Raw genomic sequence first — 21,210 nt, forward strand, 5'->3', positions numbered from 1 at the left:
CTTCTTCAGCCACCCAATGAGGGGACCGACATGAGCACGATCATCGACATCCACGCGCGCGAAATCCTCGACAGCCGCGGCAACCCGACCGTTGAGGTCGACGTGATCCTCGAAGACGGCACGATGGGCCGTGCGGCTGTGCCCTCGGGCGCCTCGACCGGCGCGCATGAGGCGATGGAACGCCGCGATGGCGACAAGGCGCGCTACATGGGCAAGGGCGTGCTGGAAGCCGTGATGGCGGTGAATGGCGAGCTGGCCGAAAACCTGGTGGGCGAAGACGCGACCGAACAGGTCGAGATCGACCGGATGATGTGCGAACTGGACGGCACACCGAACAAGTCGCGCCTCGGTGCCAATGCCATTCTGGGCGTGTCGCTGGCGGTCGCCAAGGCCGCGGCCGATTTCTGCACCCAGCCGCTCTATCGCTATGTCGGCGGCACCTCGGCGCGGGTTCTGCCGGTGCCGATGATGAACATCATCAACGGCGGCGAACATGCCGACAACCCGATCGACATTCAGGAATTCATGATCATGCCGGTCGCCGCGGGCAATATCCGCGACGCGGTGCGGATGGGGTCGGAAGTGTTCCACACGCTGAAAAAAGAGCTGTCGGCGCAGGGCCTGTCCACCGGCCTGGGCGATGAAGGCGGCTTTGCCCCGAACATCGCCTCGACCACCGCGGCGCTGGATCTGATCCTCGCCTCGATCGAAAAGGCCGGCTACAAGCCGGGCGAAGACATCTATCTGGCGCTCGACTGCGCCTCGACCGAGTATTTCAAGAACGGCAAATACGAGATGAAGGGCGAAGGCCTGAGCCTGACCTCGGAAGAGAACGCCGAATATCTGGCGAAACTCTGCGCCGCCTACCCGATCATCTCGATCGAGGACGGCATGTCCGAGGATGATTGGGACGGCTGGAAGATCCTGACCGAGAAGCTGGGCGACAAGGTGCAGCTGGTGGGCGACGATCTGTTCGTCACCAACCCGCGCCGTCTGGCCGATGGCATCAAGCAAGGCGTCGCCAACTCGATGCTGGTCAAGGTCAACCAGATCGGCACCCTGACCGAGACCCTGCAGGCCGTCGAAATGGCCCATCGCGCGCGCTACACCAACGTGATGTCGCACCGCTCGGGCGAGACCGAAGACGCGACCATCGCCGATCTGGCGGTCGCCACCAACTGCGGCCAGATCAAGACCGGCTCGCTGGCGCGCTCGGACCGGCTGGCGAAATACAACCAGCTGATCCGTATCGAGGAAATGCTGGGAGAAACCGCCGAATACGCGGGCCGCTCGATCCTGAAGTAAGCCCTGCTTCTTCTTGGCAAAAATACTCAAAAACCCCGTCGCAGCACGCGCTGCGGCGGGGTTTTCTTGCATCCGGCGGGAGTATTTTGACCAAGAAGAAACGGCCGGAACCTCAGGGCTCTGAGCTGGCCGGAGGGCACAGCCACACTCGGCGTCACGCACCGTTTTGGGCGCGGTGCATCAGCAGGAAGGCAAGCCTGAAGGCCAGCGGCCCGACACCCAGAGAGAACACGAAGGCGACCGGCCAGGCGGTCAGCCAATGGCGCATCCAGGTGGCAAACCAACCCGGGCCAAAGCCGAAGGGCAGGATCGAAAAGATCAGCGTCATCAAAAACGCCATCATGCAGGAAATGAAGACTTGCGCGACGATGATCGTCAGTTTTTCCCGTTTGGGATCAGGGTGTTGCATTGGTTACGGTCTCATAATTGGCGCCAGCGCGCGGGGGATCAGAGGCCGTGGGTTCGAGGATCGACTAACTCCTGCAACGCGCGCAGGGACCGGGGTAACCAACCGGTCTTCCGTTTCTCGGCTCGGGCGATTTAGCGCGGCGCCACGCGCGGGTCAAGCGGCCACAGGCGGGGTCACCCCGGCCGGCTGACCTTGCCGCCGCCAACCAACGCCGCAACGCCGGTGGTGCTGGGCCCCGTGGTGGGCAGTCCGCGCGCCACCCGCACCGCCAGATAGGCGAAGGCCTGCGCTTCGAGCATGTCGCCATTCAGCCCGATATCCTCGACCGGAACCACCGGGCAGCCCATGCGACGCGACAGTTCCACCATCAACGCGGCGTTGAGCCGCCCGCCGCCACTGACATAAACCGCCGCAGGCGGGGCCGGGAAATGTTCGGCCCCGCGCGCGACGGCGGCCGCGGCACAGGCGGTCAGTGTGGCGGCGGCATCGGCGTCGGACAGGTCATCTACAAATTTCAGAATTTCACGAAAATCATTTCGATCCAGTGATTTGGGCGGAATTTTCAGGAAATATGGATGGGCCAGGAACCGCGTGACCAGCGCGTCCTCGACCTGCCCGCTCAGCGCCAGTTCGCCGCCCTCGTCGCAGGCCAGCCCGCGCCGCGCCGCCAGCAGATCGTTGATCGGCGCGTTGGCGGGGCCGGTATCGAAGGCCAGCACCGCGCCCGGCGCCTCGGGGCCCGGGGCGCGCGGATCGACCCAGGTCACATTTCCGACGCCGCCGAGGTTCACAAACGCCACCGGTGCCTCCAGCCCCGCCCAGATCGCGCAGGCGAAGTGGAAGAAGGGCACCAGCGGCGCGCCCTGCCCGCCCAGATCCACATCCATCGTGCGGAAATCCCAGACCACGGGCCGTTCCAGCACCTCGGCCAGCACCGCGCCATTGCCGGCCTGATGGGTGCGCCGCGGCCCTTGTAGGCCCTGCGGATCATGCGCCAGCGTCTGGCCGTGAAAGCCCACCAGTTCGGCCTCGGGGAAGTCGCTCAGCACTTCGGCATGGGCGGTTTCGACCAGCTCGGCCGCAGCCTCGACCCCCGGCGCCCCGGGCCAGCACCCCAAAACGGCACGCAAGGTCGCCCGCTCAGGCTCCGAATAGGGGCGGTAGCCATGGCGGCCAAAGTCAAAGATCCGCACGCCATCGGTCAGCACCAGCGCGGCATCCACGCCATCAAGCGAAGTGCCCGACATCGCCCCCAACGCCCGGACCGGACCCGTCTTCAACATGGCTTCCCCTTTGGCTGCTTGGCCGATATACGCATGGGGCGTAGAAAGGGACAAGCACGATGACCTACCACCCCAAATCAGACTTCATGCGTGTGATGATGGAGCGCGGCTATCTGGCCGATTGCACCGATTATCAGGCGTTGGACGAGGCTTTGGTCAAAGGCATCGTTCCGACCTATATCGGTTATGACGCGACGGCCAAGTCGCTGCATGTCGGGCATCTGCTGAACATCATGATGCTGCGCTGGCTGCAAAAGACCGGGCACAAGCCGATCACCCTGATGGGCGGCGGCACCACCAAGGTGGGTGACCCCTCGTTCCGCTCGGACGAACGCCCGCTGCTGTCGCCCGCGCAGATCGACGAGAATATCGCCGGGATGAAGCAGGTCTTCGCGAAATACCTTGATTACGGCGACGGGCCGACCGGCGCGCTGATGCTGAACAATGCCGAATGGCTGGACGGGCTCAATTACCTCGATTTCCTACGCGACATCGGGCGGCATTTCTCGGTCAACCGGATGCTGAGCTTTGAATCCGTGAAGTCGCGGCTGGATCGCGAGCAATCGCTGAGCTTCCTTGAATTCAACTACATGATCCTGCAGGCCTATGATTTCCTGGAACTGAACCGCCGGTATGGCTGCCTTCTGCAGATGGGCGGGTCGGACCAGTGGGGCAATATCGTCAACGGGATCGACCTGACGCGGCGTGTGCTGGATCACGAGATCTACGGCCTGACCTCGCCCCTGCTGACCACTTCGGACGGCAAGAAGATGGGCAAGTCGCAGGGCGGTGCGATCTGGCTGAACGCCGAGATGCTGAGCCCCTACGAGTTCTGGCAGTTCTGGCGCAACACGACCGACGCCGATGTCGGCCGGTTCCTGAAGCTCTATACCGAGCTGCCGGTCGAGGAATGCGACCGTCTGGGCGCGCTGGCAGGGTCGGAAATCAACGCGGCCAAGGTCATTCTGGCCAATGAGGTCACCGCGCTGTGCCATGGCCGCGCCGCGGCAGAGGCGGCCGAAGCCACCGCGCGCGAAGTGTTCGAAAAGGGCGGTGTGGGCGATGACCTGCCCACCCTGCATCTGGACCCCGCCGATCTGGCCGAGGGCATCAGCCTGGCGCAGCTGGTTGTGCGTTCGGGGCTGGCCAAGACCGGCAAGGACGGCAAGCGCCTGATCGCCGAAGGCGGGCTGCGGGTGAACGACGATCTGTGCGCCGATGCGGGCCGGATGTTCCACGCGGGCGACTTCGCCGAGCCGGTGAAGCTCTCGGCGGGCAAGAAGCGGCACGCGCTGGTCAGCCTGGGCTGAGGCCCGCACCACAGGACAAAAGGAAACGGGCGCCGGATCTCTCCGGCGCCCGTTCCTGTTTGGTATGCCCTGCGGGTCAGTCCTTGATCAGCTGCCCGGTGGATTCGAAATAGGCCTCGGCCTCGGGGGTCAGATCGACCTTTTCATAGCCGGTGATCATCGGGCGCACATGCTGGCGGAAGCCATGGCCGATGGTCAGCAGATAGATATGCACCACCACGAAGGACGCAATGGCGAAGGCGGCCAGCACATGCAGGTTGGCGACCAGCCCGAGCAGCACCGCCTGCCCGTCGTTCCCGCCCCAGAGGTTATAGCTGAGATACAGCAGCCCCGAGATCCAGATCGCCGGGAACAGCGCCATTTTCAGCGCGAAATAGGCCAGCGCCTGCAACGGGTTATGCCGACGGTCATAGCGTTTCACATAGGGGTGCTCTTCGCCCTTGAAAACGCCGTAGGCATAGAAGCGGGCAACCTGCGCCAGCCCCGTCAGCCGCGGGATGAACTGTCGCCAGCCGCCGGTGGTGAACAGCCAGAAGGTGGCAAAGATCCACAGCAGCAGCAGCGCCAGCGCCACGATGGTATGCACCGTCACCGCCAGACCGAACGGCCCGATCTGGTGCAGGCCCAGCAGCCGCGCGCCGGTGAAGAACAGCACCATGATCGAGGCAACCTGCGACCAGTGCCAGATCCGGTTGAACCGGGTGTAAACCTTGACGCAACGTTCAACCATGGTGATCCCCTTTCTTGCCAAACAGGCGCAGAACGCCGTGCCCGACCACGCCCAGAAGCGCCATCAGGAACACCACCAGCCCCAGTTTGCCGCCGATGCCGATGCCGCTGCCCGGCACATAGATGCCCGCGATATTGGCCATCCGGCCGCCTTCGCTGTGGCAGCTTTCGCATTTCAGCGCGTCTTCCTTCGGCGCGACCATATGGGTGATCGGCCAATACATGTGGGTTTCGACGAAATCGAACTTGCCGGAGTACTCCAGACCGACATAGTCCATCCCCGCCTTCAGCGATTTTTCCCAATCGAAATAGGACCACAGCGCCGTGCCATCGCCCGGACCGTAAACGTGGTTATACAGCAGCACGTTACGCTCGGTGTCATAGGCCTGCTTGCCTTCCATCCGCTTGAACGGGAAGATCCGCGCATCCTTGGCCCCGGCTTCGCCGCCGATCGAATTGATCTCGACCACCTGGGTCGGGTCGATCGTGGTTTCGGGCAGGGTGTAGGTCATCACGCCATTCGACCAGGCGTAATAGGGCACGACATTCTCGCCCCATTTGAAATCGCCCTTGGTCGACAGATAGGTGTGCAGATGCTTGCCGTCAGACTGCACGAACTCTTCCTCGGAATAGCCCTTGCCGTCTTTCAGCTTGCCCGCGGTCGACCAGTCCCACCAAGTCTTGGTCGCCACGCCGCCCCGCGCGAATTCCGGGATGTGGCAGGTCTGGCAGGCCACCTTGTCGGTGTGATCGTTCAGCTTCATGCCGATCACCGGGTTCGGCCCCTTGTGCGGCTGATCGGTGTGGCACGAGGTGCAGGCCGCCACGTCGCGCGCGGCACCCGGCTTGTGCATCGCATCATCGGGCAGCGCCACGTCGGTGGTGTAGCGCGAGCCGGCCAGAACGTGCTTGTCCGAGACGTGACAGGCCTCGCAGGTGAAATTGGCACCGTCTTTCGACATGTGCACATCCACCGCGCGGCTGGGATCGAACAGCGCCGAGCTGAGGTCGCCGTGCTTCACGTTATCGCCGCCGCCGCCGTAGAAATGGCAGTTGCCGCAGTTTTCACGCGACGGCGGCCCCACCGACAGCGCGGCCTTGGCCAGATCAACGGCCCAAGCATCGGCGCCGGTGATGGTCTTGGCCTTCGGGTCCACCGGGTCCAGCGGCGGGTTGCCTGCGGTGTTGTCTTGCTTGGCATATTGCCCCGAGGTGTCGTGGCACACGAGGCAGTCGACCTTGGTCGGATCGTCGGGCATCGGCTGGCGCACATCGACCCAGTCATAGCCGGTGTGGCACGAGGTGCAGCGCACTTCGTTCGACGCGACGTTGCCGCAAAACGCGTTCAGAACCTTGGCCTTGCCCAGGGTCTGTCCGGTGGCCGGATTGTCATATTCCCATTTCCAGTGCACCGAATGCATCACCTGATTGCTGGCCTCGGTGTGGCAGCTCAGACAGGCGGCGGTGACTTCGGGGCCCGAGGCGAAGGGGCCCTTGAGGATCTCGAATTTCGCGTGATCGGCGGTCAATTCCTTGACCGGATCGCTCATATGGGCGGCCAGCGCACCCGGAGCGGGCATCGACTGGGCGCCGGTGGGCGTCTGCTCTGCGGGGGCCGCGGTGTCTTGCGCGACAGCGCCTCCCCCTCCCAGGACGACTGCCCAGACGATGGCAGTGATCCGTAACGCTGTCTGTCTCATCAAGTCTCCGAAATCTGGCGTAGGGCTGGATATGGGTCTCCCAAGTATTCAGTTACGAGAATGTGAACGGTATGACTATGCGACAAACCCGTTACCCCCTGAGACACGCCGTCGCAGCATAACGCTGCGTCAGACATGACAGAAGCGATTGACACAAACCCGCAGTCTGTTCGGGACAGCCCACACGAGGCGTCCCCAACAGGCGAAAGACTAGCACAGACAGCGTCGCGGGTCACCCCGACGCACCGTCGCAGGATCAGCGTTTGCGCATCGCGTCCAGCAGCGCCGCGCCCAGTGCGCCGGTGCCGGCCGCCGTCCCGCCCTGCCCCTTGGGGCCTGCCTGCATCGGCCCGCGCGGCGGCCTGGCACCTTTAGGGCCACCCGGTCCGGCGCTGCGCGCGGCGCGGTCTTCACGCGCGCTGGCGCCACCGTCCTTGCGCATCGACAGGCCGATCCGTTTGCGCGGCACGTCGACCTCGGTCACCGTGACCTTGACCACATCGCCTGCCTTCACCACCTCGTGCGGGTCCTTGATGAAGCGATCCGCCAACTGGCTGACATGGACCAGCCCGTCCTGATGCACGCCGATGTCGACAAAGGCGCCGAAGGCCGCGACGTTGGTCACCGTGCCTTCCAGCACCATCCCGGGGCGCAGATCCTTGATGTCCTCGATCCCGTCGGCGAAGCTTGCGGTCTTGAAATCGGGGCGCGGGTCGCGGCCGGGTTTTTCCAGTTCGGACAGGATGTCGCGCACCGTGGGCAGGCCGAATTTGTCGTCCACGAAGTCCTCGGCGCGCAGCCGTTGCAGGGCCGCGCTGTCGCCCATCAGCGCCCGCAGATCGCGCCCGCAGGCCTTCACGATCCGCCGCGCGACGGCATAGGCTTCGGGGTGGACGGCCGAGGCATCGAGCGGTTCTTCGCCATCGCGAATGCGCAGGAAGCCCGCGCATTGTTCAAACGCGCGCGGCCCAAGACGCGCGACCTTCAGCAGATCGCGGCGGGTGGCAAAGGCGCCATTGGCATCGCGATGCGCGACGATCGCCTCGGCCAGCCCCGGCCCCAGCCCGGACACATGCGCCAGCAGCGGCGCCGAGGCCATGTTCAGATCGACGCCCACCGCGTTCACCGCATCCTCGACCACCGCTTCCAGCGACCGGCCCAGACGGTGCTGGTCGACATCGTGCTGATACTGGCCCACACCGATGGATTTCGGCTCGATCTTGACCAGTTCGGCCAGCGGGTCCTGCAGGCGGCGCGCAATCGACACCGCGCCACGCAGGCTGACATCAAGGTCAGGGAATTCCCGCGCCGCCAGTTCTGACGCCGAATAGACCGAGGCGCCCGCCTCGGACACCACGACCTTGGTCGGCGCCTTGACCGACGCAGGCAGCATCTTGAGCGTCTCGGCCACCAGTTTCTCGGTTTCGCGCGAGGCGGTGCCGTTGCCGATCGCGATCAGTTCGACCCCATGGCGCGCGATCAGCGCCAGAATGGCCGCCTGCGCGCCGCGCAGGTCGTTCTTGGGTTGGAACGGATACAGGGTATCGGTCGCCACCAGCTTGCCGGTCGCATCCACCACCGCGGCCTTCACCCCGGTGCGAATGCCCGGATCCAGCCCCAGCGTGGGCCGCGCGCCCGCCGGCGCCGCCAGCAGCAAATCCTTGAGGTTACGGGCAAAGACACCGATCGCCTCGTCCTGCGCGCGGGCCCGCATCTCGCCCAGCAGATCCAGCATCATCGACAGCGACAGCTTGACCCGCCAGGTCCAGCCCGCGACACCGCGCAGCCAGACATCGCCCTTACCGCCGCCCCGCGCCTCCAGCGCTGCGGCCACCATCGCTTCGGCCTGTGCCACGCCCGCCTCGTCGGGGGCAATGTCGAGCGTCACCACACCTTCGTTGCTGGCCCGCAGCATCGCCAGCGCGCGATGCCCCGCAACGGTCGCCCATTTCTCACGGTGGTCGAAGTAATCCGAAAACTTCGCGCCCTTCTCTTCCTGCCCTGCGACCACTTTCGACACGATCTGCGCCTCGCGCTGCAAAAACGCCCGCAGATCGCCCAGCAGGGCGGCATTTTCGCACAGGCCCTCGGCCAGAATGTCGCGCGCGCCGGTCAGCGCATCCTTCACGCTCGGCACCGCCTCGGTCACGAAGCCCGCGGCCAGCGCCTCGGGGTCGGCCATGCGGTCGGCCAGGATCGCCTCGGCCAGCGCGCCCAGCCCGTTTTCGCGCGCGATCATCGCCTTGGTGCGGCGCTTGGGCTTGTAGGGCAGATAGATGTCTTCCAGCTCGGCCTTGGTCACCGCGCGATGGATCGACAGCGCCAGATCGTCGGTCAGCTTGTCTTGCGCGCGGATCGATTCGACGATGGCGGCGCGGCGCTGTTCCAGTTCGCGCAGATAGGTCAGCCGGTCATTCAGCGTGCGCAGTTGCGTGTCGTCCAGACCGCCCGTCACCTCTTTGCGATAGCGCGCAACGAAGGGCACGGTGGCGCCTTCGTCCAGCAATTGCACCGCGGCGCGCACCTGTTCGGGGCGGGCAGAGATTTCCTGCGCAATGGTCTGGGCGATACGTTGGTTGGTGTCCACGGGGGGCCTCCTCGGTCTGTGCGGAGGCCCTTTCTAGCGACCCCCACCCGCAAGGGGAAGGGGCCGGGGACAGGCGCCTTACGCCTGACCGAGTTTCGCCAGACGCGCCGCGCGCAGCCGCGCGAAATCGTCGCCCGCATGATAGGAGGACCGCGTCAGCGGCGTGGCCGAAACCATCAGGAAACCCTTGCCATAGGCCGCTTTTTCGTACTCCTTGAATTCCTCGGGCGTCACGAAACGGTCGACCTTGTGGTGTTTCGGCGTGGGCTGCAGATACTGGCCGATGGTCAGGAAATCGACATCGGCCGCGCGCATGTCATCCATCACCTGCCGAACGCCCTGGCCGTCCTCGCCCAGACCCACCATGATGCCGGATTTGGTGAAGATCGTCGGGTCCAGTTCCTTGACGCGCTGCAACAGCCGCAGGCTGTGGAAATAGCGCGCGCCCGGGCGCACCGTGGGGTAAAGCCCCGGCACCGTTTCCAGATTGTGGTTGAACACGTCGGGCTTGGCCGCAACCACGGTTTCCAGCGCCGAAGGGGCGCATTTCAGGAAATCCGGGGTCAGAATTTCAATGGTCGTGCCCGGCGCCCGGTGGCGCACCGCGCGGATCGTCTGGGCGAAATGCTCGGCCCCGCCATCCTCCAGATCGTCGCGATCGACCGAGGTGATGACCACATGTTTCAACCCCAGCGTCGCCACCGCATGCGCGACCCGCCCCGGCTCGAACGCATCCAGCGTGTCGGGACGGCCGGTGGCGATGTTGCAGAACGAACAGCCCCGGGTGCAGATCTCGCCCATGATCATCATCGTGGCATGGCCCTGCGACCAGCATTCGCCCACATTGGGGCAGCCCGCCTCTTCGCAGACGGTGACCAGCTTGTTCGTTTTCAGGATCTCGCGCGTGTCCTTGTAGCCCTGCGAGGTCGGTGCCTTGACCCGGATCCAGCCAGGCTTCTTCGGCTGCGCCTGATCGGGTTTATGCGCCTTTTCCGGGTGACGCTGGCCGGGAATCTTGAGATCGCGCACGGATTTTCCCCCTGAAAAGCGGTCTGTCCCCTCAGATACGCCCTTTCGGGCGCCGAAGCAACGTTGCCCGCCCCCGCGTCAAGGCGCAGGCGGCACGCCCCGTGACCGCTTGCCTGTGCGTGACACCCGCCCAAAGCGGCAAAGCCCCCTCCCTGCGCCGCTTTTCTTTGCAATGCAGAAAATTCCCCAGGTTTTTTGCCGCAATTGCAAAGTCAGCTCTTGTGACCTTATCGCGCAGCTTTTAGAACGATTCCAAAGACACCCATTCCCCCACCCCCAGCAGGAGCCCCCGATGCAAACCGGCGCCAAACTGCCCGAAGTCACCTTCCACACCCGTGTGCGCGACGAATCCATCGGCGGGTCGAACCCGTTCCGCTGGGAAGACAAGACCACCGCGGATTATTTCGCGGGCAAGCGCGTGGTGCTGTTCGCCCTGCCCGGCGCCTTCACTCCCACCTGCTCGACCTACCAGCTGCCGGGCTTCGAAAAGGGGTTTGGCGATTTCGTGGCGCAAGGCATCGACGCGATCTATTGCCTGTCGGTCAACGACGCTTTCGTGATGAACCAATGGGCCAAGGCGCAGGGGCTGGAAAACGTGCAGGTCATCCCCGACGGCTCGGGCGAATTCACCCGCCGCGTCGGCATGCTGGTGCGCAAGGACAACCTCGGCTTCGGGCTGCGCAGCTGGCGCTATGCCGCCGTCGTCAATGATGGCGTGGTCGAAGCCTGGTTCGAAGAGCCGGGGCTGGCCGATAACCACGGCGAAGATCCCTACGGCATGTCCTCGCCCGAAACCGTCCTGAACTGGCTGATCGAGGCCAACAAGGAACAGGCGGCCTGATCGCCGCATCGCTTTCGCGCCTCCAGGAAAGGCGCGAACGGGGGCTGGGGGGATACGTCCCCCCGGCCTTTTTCTTTGCCCTGACGGCACAAAGCTCGCCGGGCGCGCGCGCCCTGCCTCAGGGAAATTCCTTGCGCACCTCTGCCAGAAGGTCCGCACAAACGGCGCGCAGGGTCTGGGCCAGCGGCTCGAACCAGAGCGCGGCATCGGGGCTGTCCTTGCGCCCGACCAGACGCAGGGTGCGGGCGGGCTCTTGCGCGAATCGCATCAGCGCAAGACCCGGTGCCGCCCGCGACTCGACGGAGGCTGCGATTTCCGGCACCAGGGTCAGCCCCATCCCCTGCCCCACCAGCCCGCATAGCGTGCTGAGCGACGAGGCCCCCAGATCGACCGATTGCGCCGCCCGCGTCAGCCCGCACAGCGCCAGTGCCTGATCGGCCAGACAGTGCCCTTCATCCAGCAGCAACAGCGCGCCGGGATCCAGCGCATCGGGTGCAAGCCCGCGGTTCAGCGCCAGCAATGCGGGCGTTCCGGCCAGCAGGAAGCGGTCTTCGCCCAACGGCACCTCATGGCACTCGGGCGCGGGCGTGGCGATGATTGCCGCATCAATCCGGCCGGCGTTCAGATCGGCCAGCAGGGCCTCGGTGCGCGCCTCGCGCAGGCGCAGCGCGGCACTCGCGCGCAATGCGGGCAATGCGCGCGGCAAAAGGTAGGGCGCGATTGTCGGGATCACCCCTAGGTTAAGGCTGCCCTGCCCGCGCCGGGCTTCGGCTTGCAGCGCGCGCAGTTCCGCCTCGATCGCCTCGGCCCGCGCCAGCACCATCCGGCCCGCCCGGGTCAGGCGGATGTCTCGCGGGCGGCGTTCGATCAGGGACAGGCCCAATTCGGTTTCCAGCTCGCGGATCTGCATGGACAGCGCAGGCTGAGTGACATGCACCGCCTCGGCTGCGCGCGAAAAGCTGCGGTGCCGTTCCAGCGCGATCAGGTAGCTGAGTTGGCGCAAGGTTATTCTCATAAGGAACGCTTAGCACGAAACTGCGAAACCACAATTCCGAAGTCTTCGCAGGCCGGGGCATCGCAGCCACGCGGGCCTCAGGCGCAAAAGAAAAGGCGCGCAGGAAACCCGCGCGCCCTGTGGGCAAGCCCCCGGATCAGCGCGCGGCCAGCGCGTCCACCAGAACCGATTTCAGCACATCGCGCGGCACGTCCGAGGTGACGAAAGCCTGCCCGATCCCGCGCGCCAGAATGAAGCGCATCTTGCCGTCCAGCACCTTTTTATCCTGCGCCATCAGCGCGATCAGCGCCTCGGCATCAGGCAGATCGCCGGGGATATCGGCAAGATCGGTCTTCATCCCCATCGCTTTCAGATGCGCGCGCACGCGGCTCGGGGCCTCTTGCGCGCACAGGCCCAGGCGTTGGCTCAGTTCAAACGCCAGCGCGCAGCCGATCGCCACGCCTTCGCCATGCAACAGCCGGTCGGAATAGCCGGTGGCCGATTCCAGCGCGTGACAGAAGGTGTGGCCCAGGTTCAGCAGCGCGCGGTCGCCTTCCTCGGTTTCGTCACGCGCCACGATATCGGCCTTCATCTGGACCGAGCGGGTAACGGCATGCAGCCGCGCGGCCTTGTCGCCCGCCGCCATCGCGGGCGCGTTCGCCTCCAGCCAGTCGAAGAAATTCGCGTCGCCCAGCAGCCCGTATTTCACCACCTCGCCATAGCCCGCCAGAAAATCACGCGCAGGCAGCGTATCAAGCAGGTCGATATCGGCCAGAACCAAGCTGGGCTGATGGAAGGCGCCGATCAGGTTCTTGCCCTGCGGCGCGTTGATCCCGGTCTTGCCCCCGACCGAGCTGTCGACCTGCGCCAGCAGCGTCGTCGGGATCTGCACAAACCGCACACCCCGGCGCAGCACGGCGGCCGCAAAGCCCACCAGATCGCCGATCACGCCGCCGCCGAAAGCCACGACGATATCCTTGCGCTCGACCTTCTGTTCCAGCAGCCATTCGACCGCGCGGGTGAACTGCGGCCAGCTTTTGGTGGCCTCGCCCGCGGGCAGCGCAAGGCTGACCATCTCAATATCGCCCAGACCCGCGCGCAGCGCCGCCAGATGCAGCGGCCCCACGGTTTCATCGGTAATCACCGCGACCCGGGGACGGCGCAGCAGCGGCGCAATCTCGGCGCCCGCATTGGCCACCAGCCCGGTGCCGATCCGCACCTCATAGGCGCGCGCGCCCAGTTCTACCCGCACGGTTTCGCGCATCTCATGCCTCCTCGAACAAACCCGGCCGGGCGCGCAACGCACCCACCACCTTTTGCGCCATCGCTTCGATCGACAGGCCCGGTTCGGCCGGAACCGCAATCTGCGCCAGCGCATAGACCGGCGCGCGTTGGGCAAGCAAGTCGGTCAGCGTGCGCTTGGGATCGGCGGTGCGCAAAAGCGGGCGGGTATTCTTGTGCCGCACCCTGTTCCACAGCAGTTCCAGATCCGCCTGCAACCAGACCGAGACCCCGAGCCGCGCGATCATCTCGCGGTTCTGCGCGCTCATGAAGGCCCCGCCGCCGGTCGAGACCACCGCAGGCGGCCCCGAGAGCAACCGCTCCAGCACCTCGGTCTCGCGGGCACGGAAGAAGGGCTCTCCGTCGCGGGCGAAGATCTCGGCCACCGACATCTGGGCCGCGCGCACGATTTCCTCGTCGCTGTCCAGAAACGGCACCCCCAGCATCCGGGCCAGCGCGGTGCCGACCGCCGTCTTGCCGGACCCCATCATCCCCACCAATACCACCGTCTTGCGCAACCGGGGCGGTCGCGAACTTGTCTGGGTCACGTCTCTTCCTTCCAACCGCCCGCCAGGCCGGCCCCTGCGCGCAATCCCGCCGGTCGGCGGGCGGTTGCGCATTCGTGATCTTTCCGCTCTTGAATGGCGTGAACTTCCGCGAAATGCCAGTTATAATCGCGCCGCTCCCCGAAGTGCGACGACCGGAGCAGGGTCGTTTCGGGGGCGCGACCGCGCAAAGCGCCAAGCGCTGAACGAAATTCCCGGACCTCCGGGGCAAAGAAGAAACGAAAGGCCGACCTATGGGGCGCATCTTGCAGATACTCGTGATTCTGGCTCTGCTGGCAGGGCTGGCGGTGGTGGGCTATGCCTATTTCGGCGACATGGCCCCTGACAGCACCGAGCAGCGGCTGGATGTGACGCTGCCGGAGGGACCGAGTGGGAACTGACCACATCTTTTTGCCGCGGATGACACCGCGCCGGGCGCGCAAGCGCGCAGGCGCGGTCTTGCTATGCGCGGTGGGTCTGGGGCTGACATTGCCTGCGCAGGCCGAAACCCAGCCGATGTCGGCCATCGACTGGCTGTCGCGTTCGGTCGTGACGCCGGTCGGCATGGCACCGAATGGCAGCCGGGCAGTTACGGGCGCCCATCCGGGCGAACCCCCGGTCAGTTCCGGTGCGCCGGTCGCCGATGTGACGGTGATGTCACTGGACCGGCCGTCTTCCAACGGGCTGGGCCTGCTGCCCGCAAGCCGCACCGGCCTGCCGCGCGATCTGTGGGGCGCCACGCCCGAAGCGAGCCTTGCCGTCACACTGCGCAAGGAGCGACTGGACACCCTGCCCAGCGTGCAGGGCTTCCTGCTGGAACTGTTGCTGGCCGAACTCGACCCGCCCCTGAATACCGCGACGACCGGACGCAACGTGCTGTTTTTGGCGCGGATCGACCGGCTGCTGGATCTGGGCGCCCTGGAACCGGCGCTGGCACTGCTGGAACAGGCCGACCCCGCAGACCCCGAGATTTTCCGCCGTCATTTCGACGTGGCGCTGCTGCTGGGACAGGAAGATGCCGCCTGCGCGATGATGGAACGCGCGCCCAGCATCGCGCCCTCGTTCCCGGCCCGGATCTTCTGTCTGGCCCGACGCGGCGATTGGCAGACCGCGGCGCTGAGTTTCGGCACCGGGCGGGCGCTCGGGCAGATCGACGATGACATCGCCCCCCTGCTGGAGCGGTTCCTGGAGCCTGAACTGGCCGATGGGGCCGAGGATCTGGTGCCGCCGGCCCGTCCCTCGCCGCTGGTCTTCCGCATGATGGAGGCAATCGGCCAGCCAATGCCCACCGGCAATCTGCCGCTGGCCTTTGCCCAGGCCGACCTGCGCGCCAATACCGGTTGGAAGGCACAGCTTGAGGCCGCCGAGCGGCTGGCCCGCGTGGGCGTGCTGGACCCCAACCAGTTGCTGGGTCTTTACACCGATCAAAGCGCCGCTGCTTCGGGCGGCGTCTGGGACCGGGTCAACGCCATTGCCAAGCTCGACACGGCGATTGCCGCCGGCAAGGCCAGCCGCGTGGCGCAGCTGCTGCCCGCCGCCTATGACGTGATGCAGGGGCAGGAGCTGGAACCCGTGCTGGCCGCCTTCTATGCGCCGCAACTGGCGACGATGGATTTGCCCGGCGATTCGGGCGCGCTGGCCTTCCGGCTGGGGCTGCTGACGCCCGATTACGAAACCGTGGCCCGCGCCCACGCGCCGCGCGATCTGGACGAGCGGCTGCTGGTCGGGATCGCGCAGGGCACGACCGTCGGCATCCCCGCGCAGGATCAGCTGGGGCTGGCGCTCAAACAGGTCTTCGATGCGCCCCCCGCGGCCGCCCCCGCCCCCTATGCCGCGCTGCTGCCCGGTCGTCTGGGCGAGGCGCTGCTGGCCGCGATCGACGATGTGACCGAAGGCGCCAAGGGCGATTACCGCCGGGTCGTTGCCGGGCTGTCGCTGCTGCGGATGGCGGGCCTGGAAAGCGTGGCGCGGCGCACCGCGCTGGAACTGGTGATCCTGGAGCGGCGCGGATGAGCGCGCCGTCCGACGCGGCAGGCTGGATTGCGACATTTCTGGACGCCCAGGCCGCCGAGGCCGGATCGGCGCGCAACACCCTGCTGAGCTATGGCCGCGATCTGAACGACTTTGCAGGCTTTGTCGCGGCGAAGTCGCTGACGCTCGATACGCTGACGCGCGCCGACATCGAAACCTATCTGATCCGCTGCGAGGCCGAGGGGCTGGCCAAATCGACCCGCGCGCGCAGGCTCTCGTCGATCCGGCAGCTTTATCGCTTCGCCTACGAGGAAGGCTGGCGCGCCGACAATCCCGCAATTCGCATCGCGGGGCCGGGCAAACCGCAGCGCCTGCCCAAGACGCTCGGCCTTGACGAGGTCGAGGCGCTGCTGGAAGCCGCGCGCGATCAGGGCCGCAGCCTGCCCGAGCAGATCCGCAACCGCTGCCTGATGGAACTGCTTTACGCCACCGGCATGAGGGTCAGCGAACTGGTCGGTCTGCCGGTCGCGGCCGCCCGCGGCAATCCGGCGATGCTGCTGATCCGCGGCAAGGGCGACAAGGAACGCATGGTCCCGCTCAGCCCCCCCGCGCAAGAGGCGCTGGCCGCGTGGCTGGCCTGCCGCGACGCGGCCGAGGAAGAGGCCCGCGTGCAGCGCCGCGTGCCGCCCTCGCGGTTCCTGTTTCCCTCGGGGGCGAAGGAAGGCCACCTGACCCGGCAAGGGTTCCACGGCCTGCTGAAGGATATCGCGGTCTCCGCCGGGATCAGCCCCGCGCGCGTCACGCCCCACGTCCTGCGCCATGCCTTCGCCACGCATCTGCTGCAGGGCGGCGCCGATCTGCGCGTGATCCAGACCCTGCTGGGCCATGCCGATCTGTCCACCACCGAGATTTACACCCATGTGCTGGACGAACGCCTGAAAGACCTGGTGCTGGGGCATCACCCGCTGGCGCGCCCTGCCCCCGACACCCACCGCGACTAACCCCTTGAATGCCGCCGCCTCTCACCCCTAAATGAGTGCCATGGACCCGCAATTTTCCCTCCTCGACACGACCTTCTGGCTGACCGCCGGGTCGATCATCGCCCTTTTGCTGATGTCGGCCTTCTTTTCCGGCTCGGAAACCGCGCTGACCGCCGCCAGCCGCGCCAAGCTGCGTAGCCGCGCCGACAAGGGCGATGTCGGCGCCGAGGCCGCGCTGGAGGTCACCGAAGACAGCGAACGGCTGATCGGCGCAATCCTGCTGGGCAATAACGTCGTCAACATCCTGTCGGCCTCGCTGGCCACAGCGCTGCTGACGCGGCTTTTCGGCGACAGCGGCGTGGCGCTGGCAACGCTTGGCATGACGCTGCTGGTGCTGATCTTTTCCGAAGTCCTGCCCAAAACGTATGCGATCACCCTGCCCGAAACGGTGGCCTCGCGCGTGGCCCGCCCGATCCGCATCCTGACCAGGGTTCTGGCCCCCATGGTCAGCGTGGTGCGCGCCATCGTGCGCGGTATCCTCTGGGCGTTCGGGTTCCGCACCGACGCCAATCAGGCAATGTTCTCGATCCATGATGAAATCGCAGGCGCGCTGGCCATCGGCACCTCGGAGGGCACGGTCGACAAGGAAGACCGCGACCGCCTGCTGGGCGCGCTGGATCTGGGCAAGCGCACGGTCGACGAAATCATGCGCCACCGCAGCCAGATCGAGATGATCGACGCCGAGGACGACCCCAACGCGATCTTCACTGCGGTTCTGGCCTCGCCGCACACCCGCCTGCCGCTCTACAAGGGCGAGCGCGAGAATGTGGTGGGGGTGATCCACGCCAAGGACCTGCTGCGCGCGGTCGAAAAGCTGCTGCGCGAAGGCGATGGCACGCTGGCCAGCCTTGCCGAGATGGATGTGATGAAAGTGGCGATGAAGCCCTATTTCATCCCCGAAACAACGCCGCTCGACGAACAGATGCGTGAGTTCCTGAAACGGCGCACCCATTTCGCCATGGTGGTGGATGAATACGGCGATCTGAAGGGGCTGCTGACGCTGGAAGACATCCTCGAGGAAATCGTGGGCGAGATTTCCGACGAATTCGACCCCAAGGCCGAGCGTCAGCTCAAACCCACCGAGACCGGTGATTACCTTGTCGATGGGGCGATGACGATCCGTGACCTGAACCGCGAGACCGACTGGACGCTGCCCGATGACGAGGCGAACACCATCGCTGGCCTGGTGATCCACGAGGCGCAGACGATCCCGACCGAAGGTCAGGTCTTTTCCTTCCACGGCTTCCGCTTCGAGGTCGTCGGTCGCAAGGATAACCGGATCACCAAGCTCAAGATCCGGCCGCTTCTGCCCAAGATCGACTAGGGACGGCCCGGGTGCAGGGGGCGCCGCCCCCTCTGGCCTTCGGCCATTCACCCCCGGGATATTTCATCCAGAAAGAAATCCATCCTTCTTTCTGGCCCAAATATCCCGGGGGGAGTCCGAAGGACGGGGGGCAGAGCCCCCCTTTTCTCACATGAAGGCGTCAGGCTCTGCCGCTTTCTTTTTGGCCACATACTCTGCCAGCGCCTCGCCCACCGCGGGGTCGAGCGCGGGCGGCTGATAGTCGCCCAGCATCTTTTCAACCCGGCGGGCAGCCAGCGCCACGGTGTCGCGCGCGCCCTCTTCTTCCCAGGTCTCGAAGGGTTTGTAATCCAGCAGGTCGGTCTTCCAGAAGGCCGATTTGAAATTGGCCTGGGTATGGGCACAGCCGAGGTAATGCCCGCCGGGGCCGACCTCGCGGATCGCATCCATCCCCTGCCCGTTCTCGCTCATGTCGATACCCGCGGCCAGACGGTGCAGAATGCCCAGCTGGTCGGCGTCCATCACATATTTCTCATACGAACTGACCAGCCCGCCTTCCAGCCAGCCGCAGGCGTGCAGCATGAAGTTGACCCCTGACAGCAGCCCGATATTCAGGCTGTTGGCGGTTTCATAAGCCGCCTGCGCATCGGGCAGTTTCGATCCGCAGAAGGCCCCGGCCGAGCGGTAGGGCAGCCCCAGGCGCCGCGCCAGCTGGCCCGCCCCCAGGGTAATCTGCGCGGCCTCGGGGGTGCCGAAAGTCGGCGCGCCCGAGTTCATGTCGATCGAGGTCACGAAGGCGCCGAAGATCACCGGCGCGCCGGGGCGGATCATCTGGCTGTAGGCCACGCCCGCCAGCACCTCTGCCAGCACCTGCGTCAGCGTGCCCGCGACGCTGACCGGCGCCATCGCGCCGCCCACGATGAAGGGCGAGATGATGCAGGCCTGGTTCGCCGCGGCATAGACCTCGAGCGCGTCCATCATGATCGGATCGAAGGTCAGCGGCGAGTTGATGTTGACGAGCGAGGTCATCACCGTGTTCTGATCGACGAAATCCGCGCCGAACAGGATCTTCGACATCTCGACCGAATCCACACAGCGCGAGCGTTCGGTGACCGATCCCATATAGGGTTTGTCGCTCAGCGTCATATGGGCATGCAGCATATCGAGATGGCGCTTGTTCACCGCAACATCGGTGGGTTCGCAGACGGTGCCGCCCGAATGGTGAACCCATTTCGACATCTGCCCCAGTTTCACGAAGTTGCGGAAATCCGCGATCGTGGCATAGCGCCGCCCGCCCGAAGCGGTGCGCACGAAGGGCGGGCCATAGACCGGCGCCAGAACCAGATTCTTGCCGCCGATCTCGACGTTGCGCTCGGGGTTGCGGGCATGCTGGGTGAACTGCGCCGGCGCGGTCGCGCACAGCTTGCGCGCCAGACCGCGGGGAATGCGCACCCGTTCGCCCTGCACATCGGCACCGACATCGCGCCAGCGCTGCAGGGCCGCCGGGTTTTCCACGAAATTCACGCCGATCTCTTCCAGCACCGTTTCGGCGTTATGCTCGATGATCTGCAGCGCCTCTTCGGTCAGCACGTCGAAATTGGGGATGTTGCGGGTGATGAAACGCGTGAATTCCTGTTTCACCGCTGTGCGTTCGGCCCGCCGTGCGGCGCCACCGCCACCCCGTGCCCGCCGTCCGCCCGACTGCCCCTCGACAACCTCTTCCATTCACGCCTCCCAGAGTGCTTTGAGTCTGTTGTAGCGTGCCCTGGGCCGCACCCATGCGCACAAAGCGACATCAGCGGTAAAGAAGCGACCGCCCGGCGTGGAACAGATGCACCTTCGCCGGGTCGGCGCCCAGGGTCACCTGCCGGTGGCGCAGATCGGCGTGAGTGCCGGGCAGCTTGGCGATCATCGCCGGGGCGCCCTTTTCAGGGGTGAAGTACAGCAGGCTCACTTCGCCCAGGGCCTCGACGATCGCGACGGTTCCGCTGAAGATGCCCGCGCCATCGGTCGGATGGAAATCCTCGGGGCGCACACCGATGTTGACCGCGAGCCCCAGATCGGCGGGCCGCGTCGGCACATGGCTGTGCGCGATCCCCCCACCCGCCAGTTCGACCGTGGTCTGCGCGCCGGTCTTGACAACCGTTCCGGGCAGAAGGTTCATCGCGGGGCTGCCGATGAACTGCGCGACGAATTCGGTTTCGGGGCGGTCATAAAGGTCCAGCGGCGTGCCGACCTGCGCGATCCCGCCGCCCGCCAGCACCACGATGCGGCTTGCCAGCGTCATCGCCTCGACCTGATCGTGGGTGACATAGATCATCGTGCGGTCGGGCATCGCCTCTTTCAGCTGCGCGATCTCGATCCGGGTGGCGACGCGGAGCGCGGCATCCAGATTGGACAGAGGCTCGTCGAACAGAAACACCTTGGGGTCGCGCACGATCGCCCGCCCGATCGCCACACGCTGCCGCTGCCCGCCTGACAGCGCCTTGGGCAGCCGGTCCAGATAGGGCGTCAGCTGCAAAATGCGCGCAGCATTTTCCACTGCCTTTTCAATTTCCTGCGGGGACTTCTTCGCAATCTTCAGCGCGAAGGCCATGTTGTCGCGCACCGTCATGTGCGGATAAAGGGCGTAGGACTGAAACACCATCGCGATGCCACGCTGCGCGGGCGGCACATCGTTCATGCGCTGCCCGTCAATCGTCAGATCGCCGCCCGAAATCCGTTCCAGCCCGGCGATCATCCGCAGCAGCGTAGACTTGCCGCAACCAGAAGGCCCAACGAAAACAATAAGTTCCCCGGACTTGATCTCAAGATTGATCCCCGACAGGATCTTGACCTCGCCATAGGCCTTGGCCACGTCTTTCAGCGACAGATCGGCCATGT

18 protein-coding genes are annotated in these 21,210 nt (G+C 65.6%); 7 read left to right on the forward strand and 11 right to left on the reverse strand.

What is annotated here, in order from left to right:
- Nucleotides 1-30 precede the first annotated feature (30 nt).
- Nucleotides 31-1,305 (forward strand): phosphopyruvate hydratase, encoded by a 1,275-nt coding sequence (gene eno, locus P2G62_RS00200; protein WP_275732834.1) that lies wholly within the window; start codon nt 31-33, stop codon nt 1,303-1,305.
- A 154-nt stretch (nt 1,306-1,459) separates the two neighbouring features.
- On the opposite strand, the gene P2G62_RS00205 is transcribed toward eno, so the two are convergent.
- Nucleotides 1,460-1,714 (reverse strand): DUF2798 domain-containing protein, encoded by a 255-nt coding sequence (locus tag P2G62_RS00205; RefSeq protein ID WP_275732835.1) that lies wholly within the window; start codon nt 1,712-1,714, stop codon nt 1,460-1,462.
- Nucleotides 1,715-1,887: 173 nt separating this feature from the next.
- A complete protein-coding gene (locus tag P2G62_RS00210) occupies nt 1,888-2,997 on the reverse strand; it encodes an anhydro-N-acetylmuramic acid kinase (protein WP_275732836.1) in 1,110 nt (369 codons plus the stop codon).
- 59 nt (nt 2,998-3,056) lie between these two features.
- Here P2G62_RS00210 and tyrS point away from each other — a divergent pair, with 59 nt between their 5' ends.
- Nucleotides 3,057-4,307, forward strand: a complete 1,251-nt coding sequence (gene tyrS / locus P2G62_RS00215) for a tyrosine--tRNA ligase (RefSeq protein WP_275732837.1) — start codon at nt 3,057-3,059, stop codon at nt 4,305-4,307.
- A gap of 76 nt (nt 4,308-4,383) precedes the next feature.
- On the opposite strand, the gene P2G62_RS00220 is transcribed toward tyrS, so the two are convergent.
- The 4 genes from P2G62_RS00220 to lipA form a co-directional block, all read right to left on the reverse strand.
- Complete coding sequence (locus P2G62_RS00220; RefSeq protein WP_275732838.1) at nt 4,384-5,037, reverse strand: cytochrome b/b6 domain-containing protein; 654 nt, start codon at nt 5,035-5,037, stop codon at nt 4,384-4,386.
- Entirely contained in the window at nt 5,030-6,736 is a 1,707-nt protein-coding gene (locus P2G62_RS00225; protein ID WP_275732839.1) for a tetrathionate reductase family octaheme c-type cytochrome, read from the reverse strand. The genes P2G62_RS00220 and P2G62_RS00225 overlap by 8 nt, the downstream gene beginning before the upstream one ends.
- A 256-nt stretch (nt 6,737-6,992) precedes the next feature.
- Nucleotides 6,993-9,323: a Tex family protein gene (locus tag P2G62_RS00230; protein ID WP_275732840.1), complete on the reverse strand. Its 2,331-nt coding sequence runs from the start codon at nt 9,321-9,323 to the stop codon at nt 6,993-6,995.
- Between the two features lie 78 nt (nt 9,324-9,401).
- Entirely contained in the window at nt 9,402-10,352 is a 951-nt protein-coding gene (gene lipA, locus P2G62_RS00235; RefSeq protein WP_275732841.1) for a lipoyl synthase, read from the reverse strand.
- A gap of 292 nt (nt 10,353-10,644) precedes the next feature.
- Between lipA and P2G62_RS00240 the strand changes: the two genes are divergently transcribed.
- Nucleotides 10,645-11,193 carry a peroxiredoxin gene (locus P2G62_RS00240; protein ID WP_275732842.1) on the forward strand — a complete coding sequence of 183 codons (549 nt, stop codon included), beginning with the start codon at nt 10,645-10,647 and terminating at the stop codon, nt 11,191-11,193.
- Nucleotides 11,194-11,311: 118 nt separating this feature from the next.
- Here the strand turns inward: P2G62_RS00240 and P2G62_RS00245 are convergent, their stop codons facing one another.
- From P2G62_RS00245 to P2G62_RS00255, 3 genes are all read right to left on the reverse strand, one after another.
- Nucleotides 11,312-12,208, reverse strand: a complete 897-nt coding sequence (locus P2G62_RS00245) for a hydrogen peroxide-inducible genes activator (RefSeq protein ID WP_275732843.1) — start codon at nt 12,206-12,208, stop codon at nt 11,312-11,314.
- Between the two features lie 136 nt (nt 12,209-12,344).
- Nucleotides 12,345-13,451, reverse strand: coding sequence for a 3-dehydroquinate synthase (gene aroB, locus P2G62_RS00250; RefSeq protein WP_275732844.1), 1,107 nt, complete (start codon nt 13,449-13,451; stop codon nt 12,345-12,347).
- 1 nt (nt 13,452) lies between these two features.
- The gene (locus P2G62_RS00255; RefSeq protein WP_275733201.1) at nt 13,453-14,031 is read right to left on the reverse strand and encodes a shikimate kinase; all 579 of its coding nucleotides are present in this window, start codon (nt 14,029-14,031) and stop codon (nt 13,453-13,455) included.
- A gap of 248 nt (nt 14,032-14,279) precedes the next feature.
- Between P2G62_RS00255 and P2G62_RS00260 the strand changes: the two genes are divergently transcribed.
- From P2G62_RS00260 to P2G62_RS00275, 4 genes are read left to right on the forward strand one after another with little or no spacing between them, the layout of a single operon-like run.
- Nucleotides 14,280-14,414 carry a hypothetical protein gene (locus P2G62_RS00260; protein ID WP_275732845.1) on the forward strand — a complete coding sequence of 45 codons (135 nt, stop codon included), beginning with the start codon at nt 14,280-14,282 and terminating at the stop codon, nt 14,412-14,414.
- A complete protein-coding gene (locus P2G62_RS00265) occupies nt 14,404-16,026 on the forward strand; it encodes a hypothetical protein (protein ID WP_275732846.1) in 1,623 nt (540 codons plus the stop codon). Before P2G62_RS00260 ends, P2G62_RS00265 begins: the two co-directional genes overlap by 11 nt.
- Nucleotides 16,023-16,985, forward strand: coding sequence for a site-specific tyrosine recombinase XerD (locus P2G62_RS00270; protein ID WP_275732847.1), 963 nt, complete (start codon nt 16,023-16,025; stop codon nt 16,983-16,985). Before P2G62_RS00265 ends, P2G62_RS00270 begins: the two co-directional genes overlap by 4 nt.
- A gap of 40 nt (nt 16,986-17,025) precedes the next feature.
- Entirely contained in the window at nt 17,026-18,348 is a 1,323-nt protein-coding gene (locus P2G62_RS00275; protein WP_275732848.1) for an HlyC/CorC family transporter, read from the forward strand.
- Between the two features lie 147 nt (nt 18,349-18,495).
- Here P2G62_RS00275 and P2G62_RS00280 read toward each other — a convergent pair whose 3' ends face one another.
- Nucleotides 18,496-20,052 carry a trimethylamine methyltransferase family protein gene (locus tag P2G62_RS00280; RefSeq protein ID WP_275732849.1) on the reverse strand — a complete coding sequence of 519 codons (1,557 nt, stop codon included), beginning with the start codon at nt 20,050-20,052 and terminating at the stop codon, nt 18,496-18,498.
- Between the two features lie 70 nt (nt 20,053-20,122).
- Nucleotides 20,123-21,208 carry a sn-glycerol-3-phosphate ABC transporter ATP-binding protein UgpC gene (gene ugpC, locus P2G62_RS00285; protein WP_275732850.1) on the reverse strand — a complete coding sequence of 362 codons (1,086 nt, stop codon included), beginning with the start codon at nt 21,206-21,208 and terminating at the stop codon, nt 20,123-20,125.
- Between the last annotated feature and the right edge of the window lie 2 nt (nt 21,209-21,210).

The organism is Paenirhodobacter sp. CAU 1674, from assembly GCF_029222945.1.
Lineage (GTDB): Bacteria > Pseudomonadota > Alphaproteobacteria > Rhodobacterales > Rhodobacteraceae > Rhodobacter.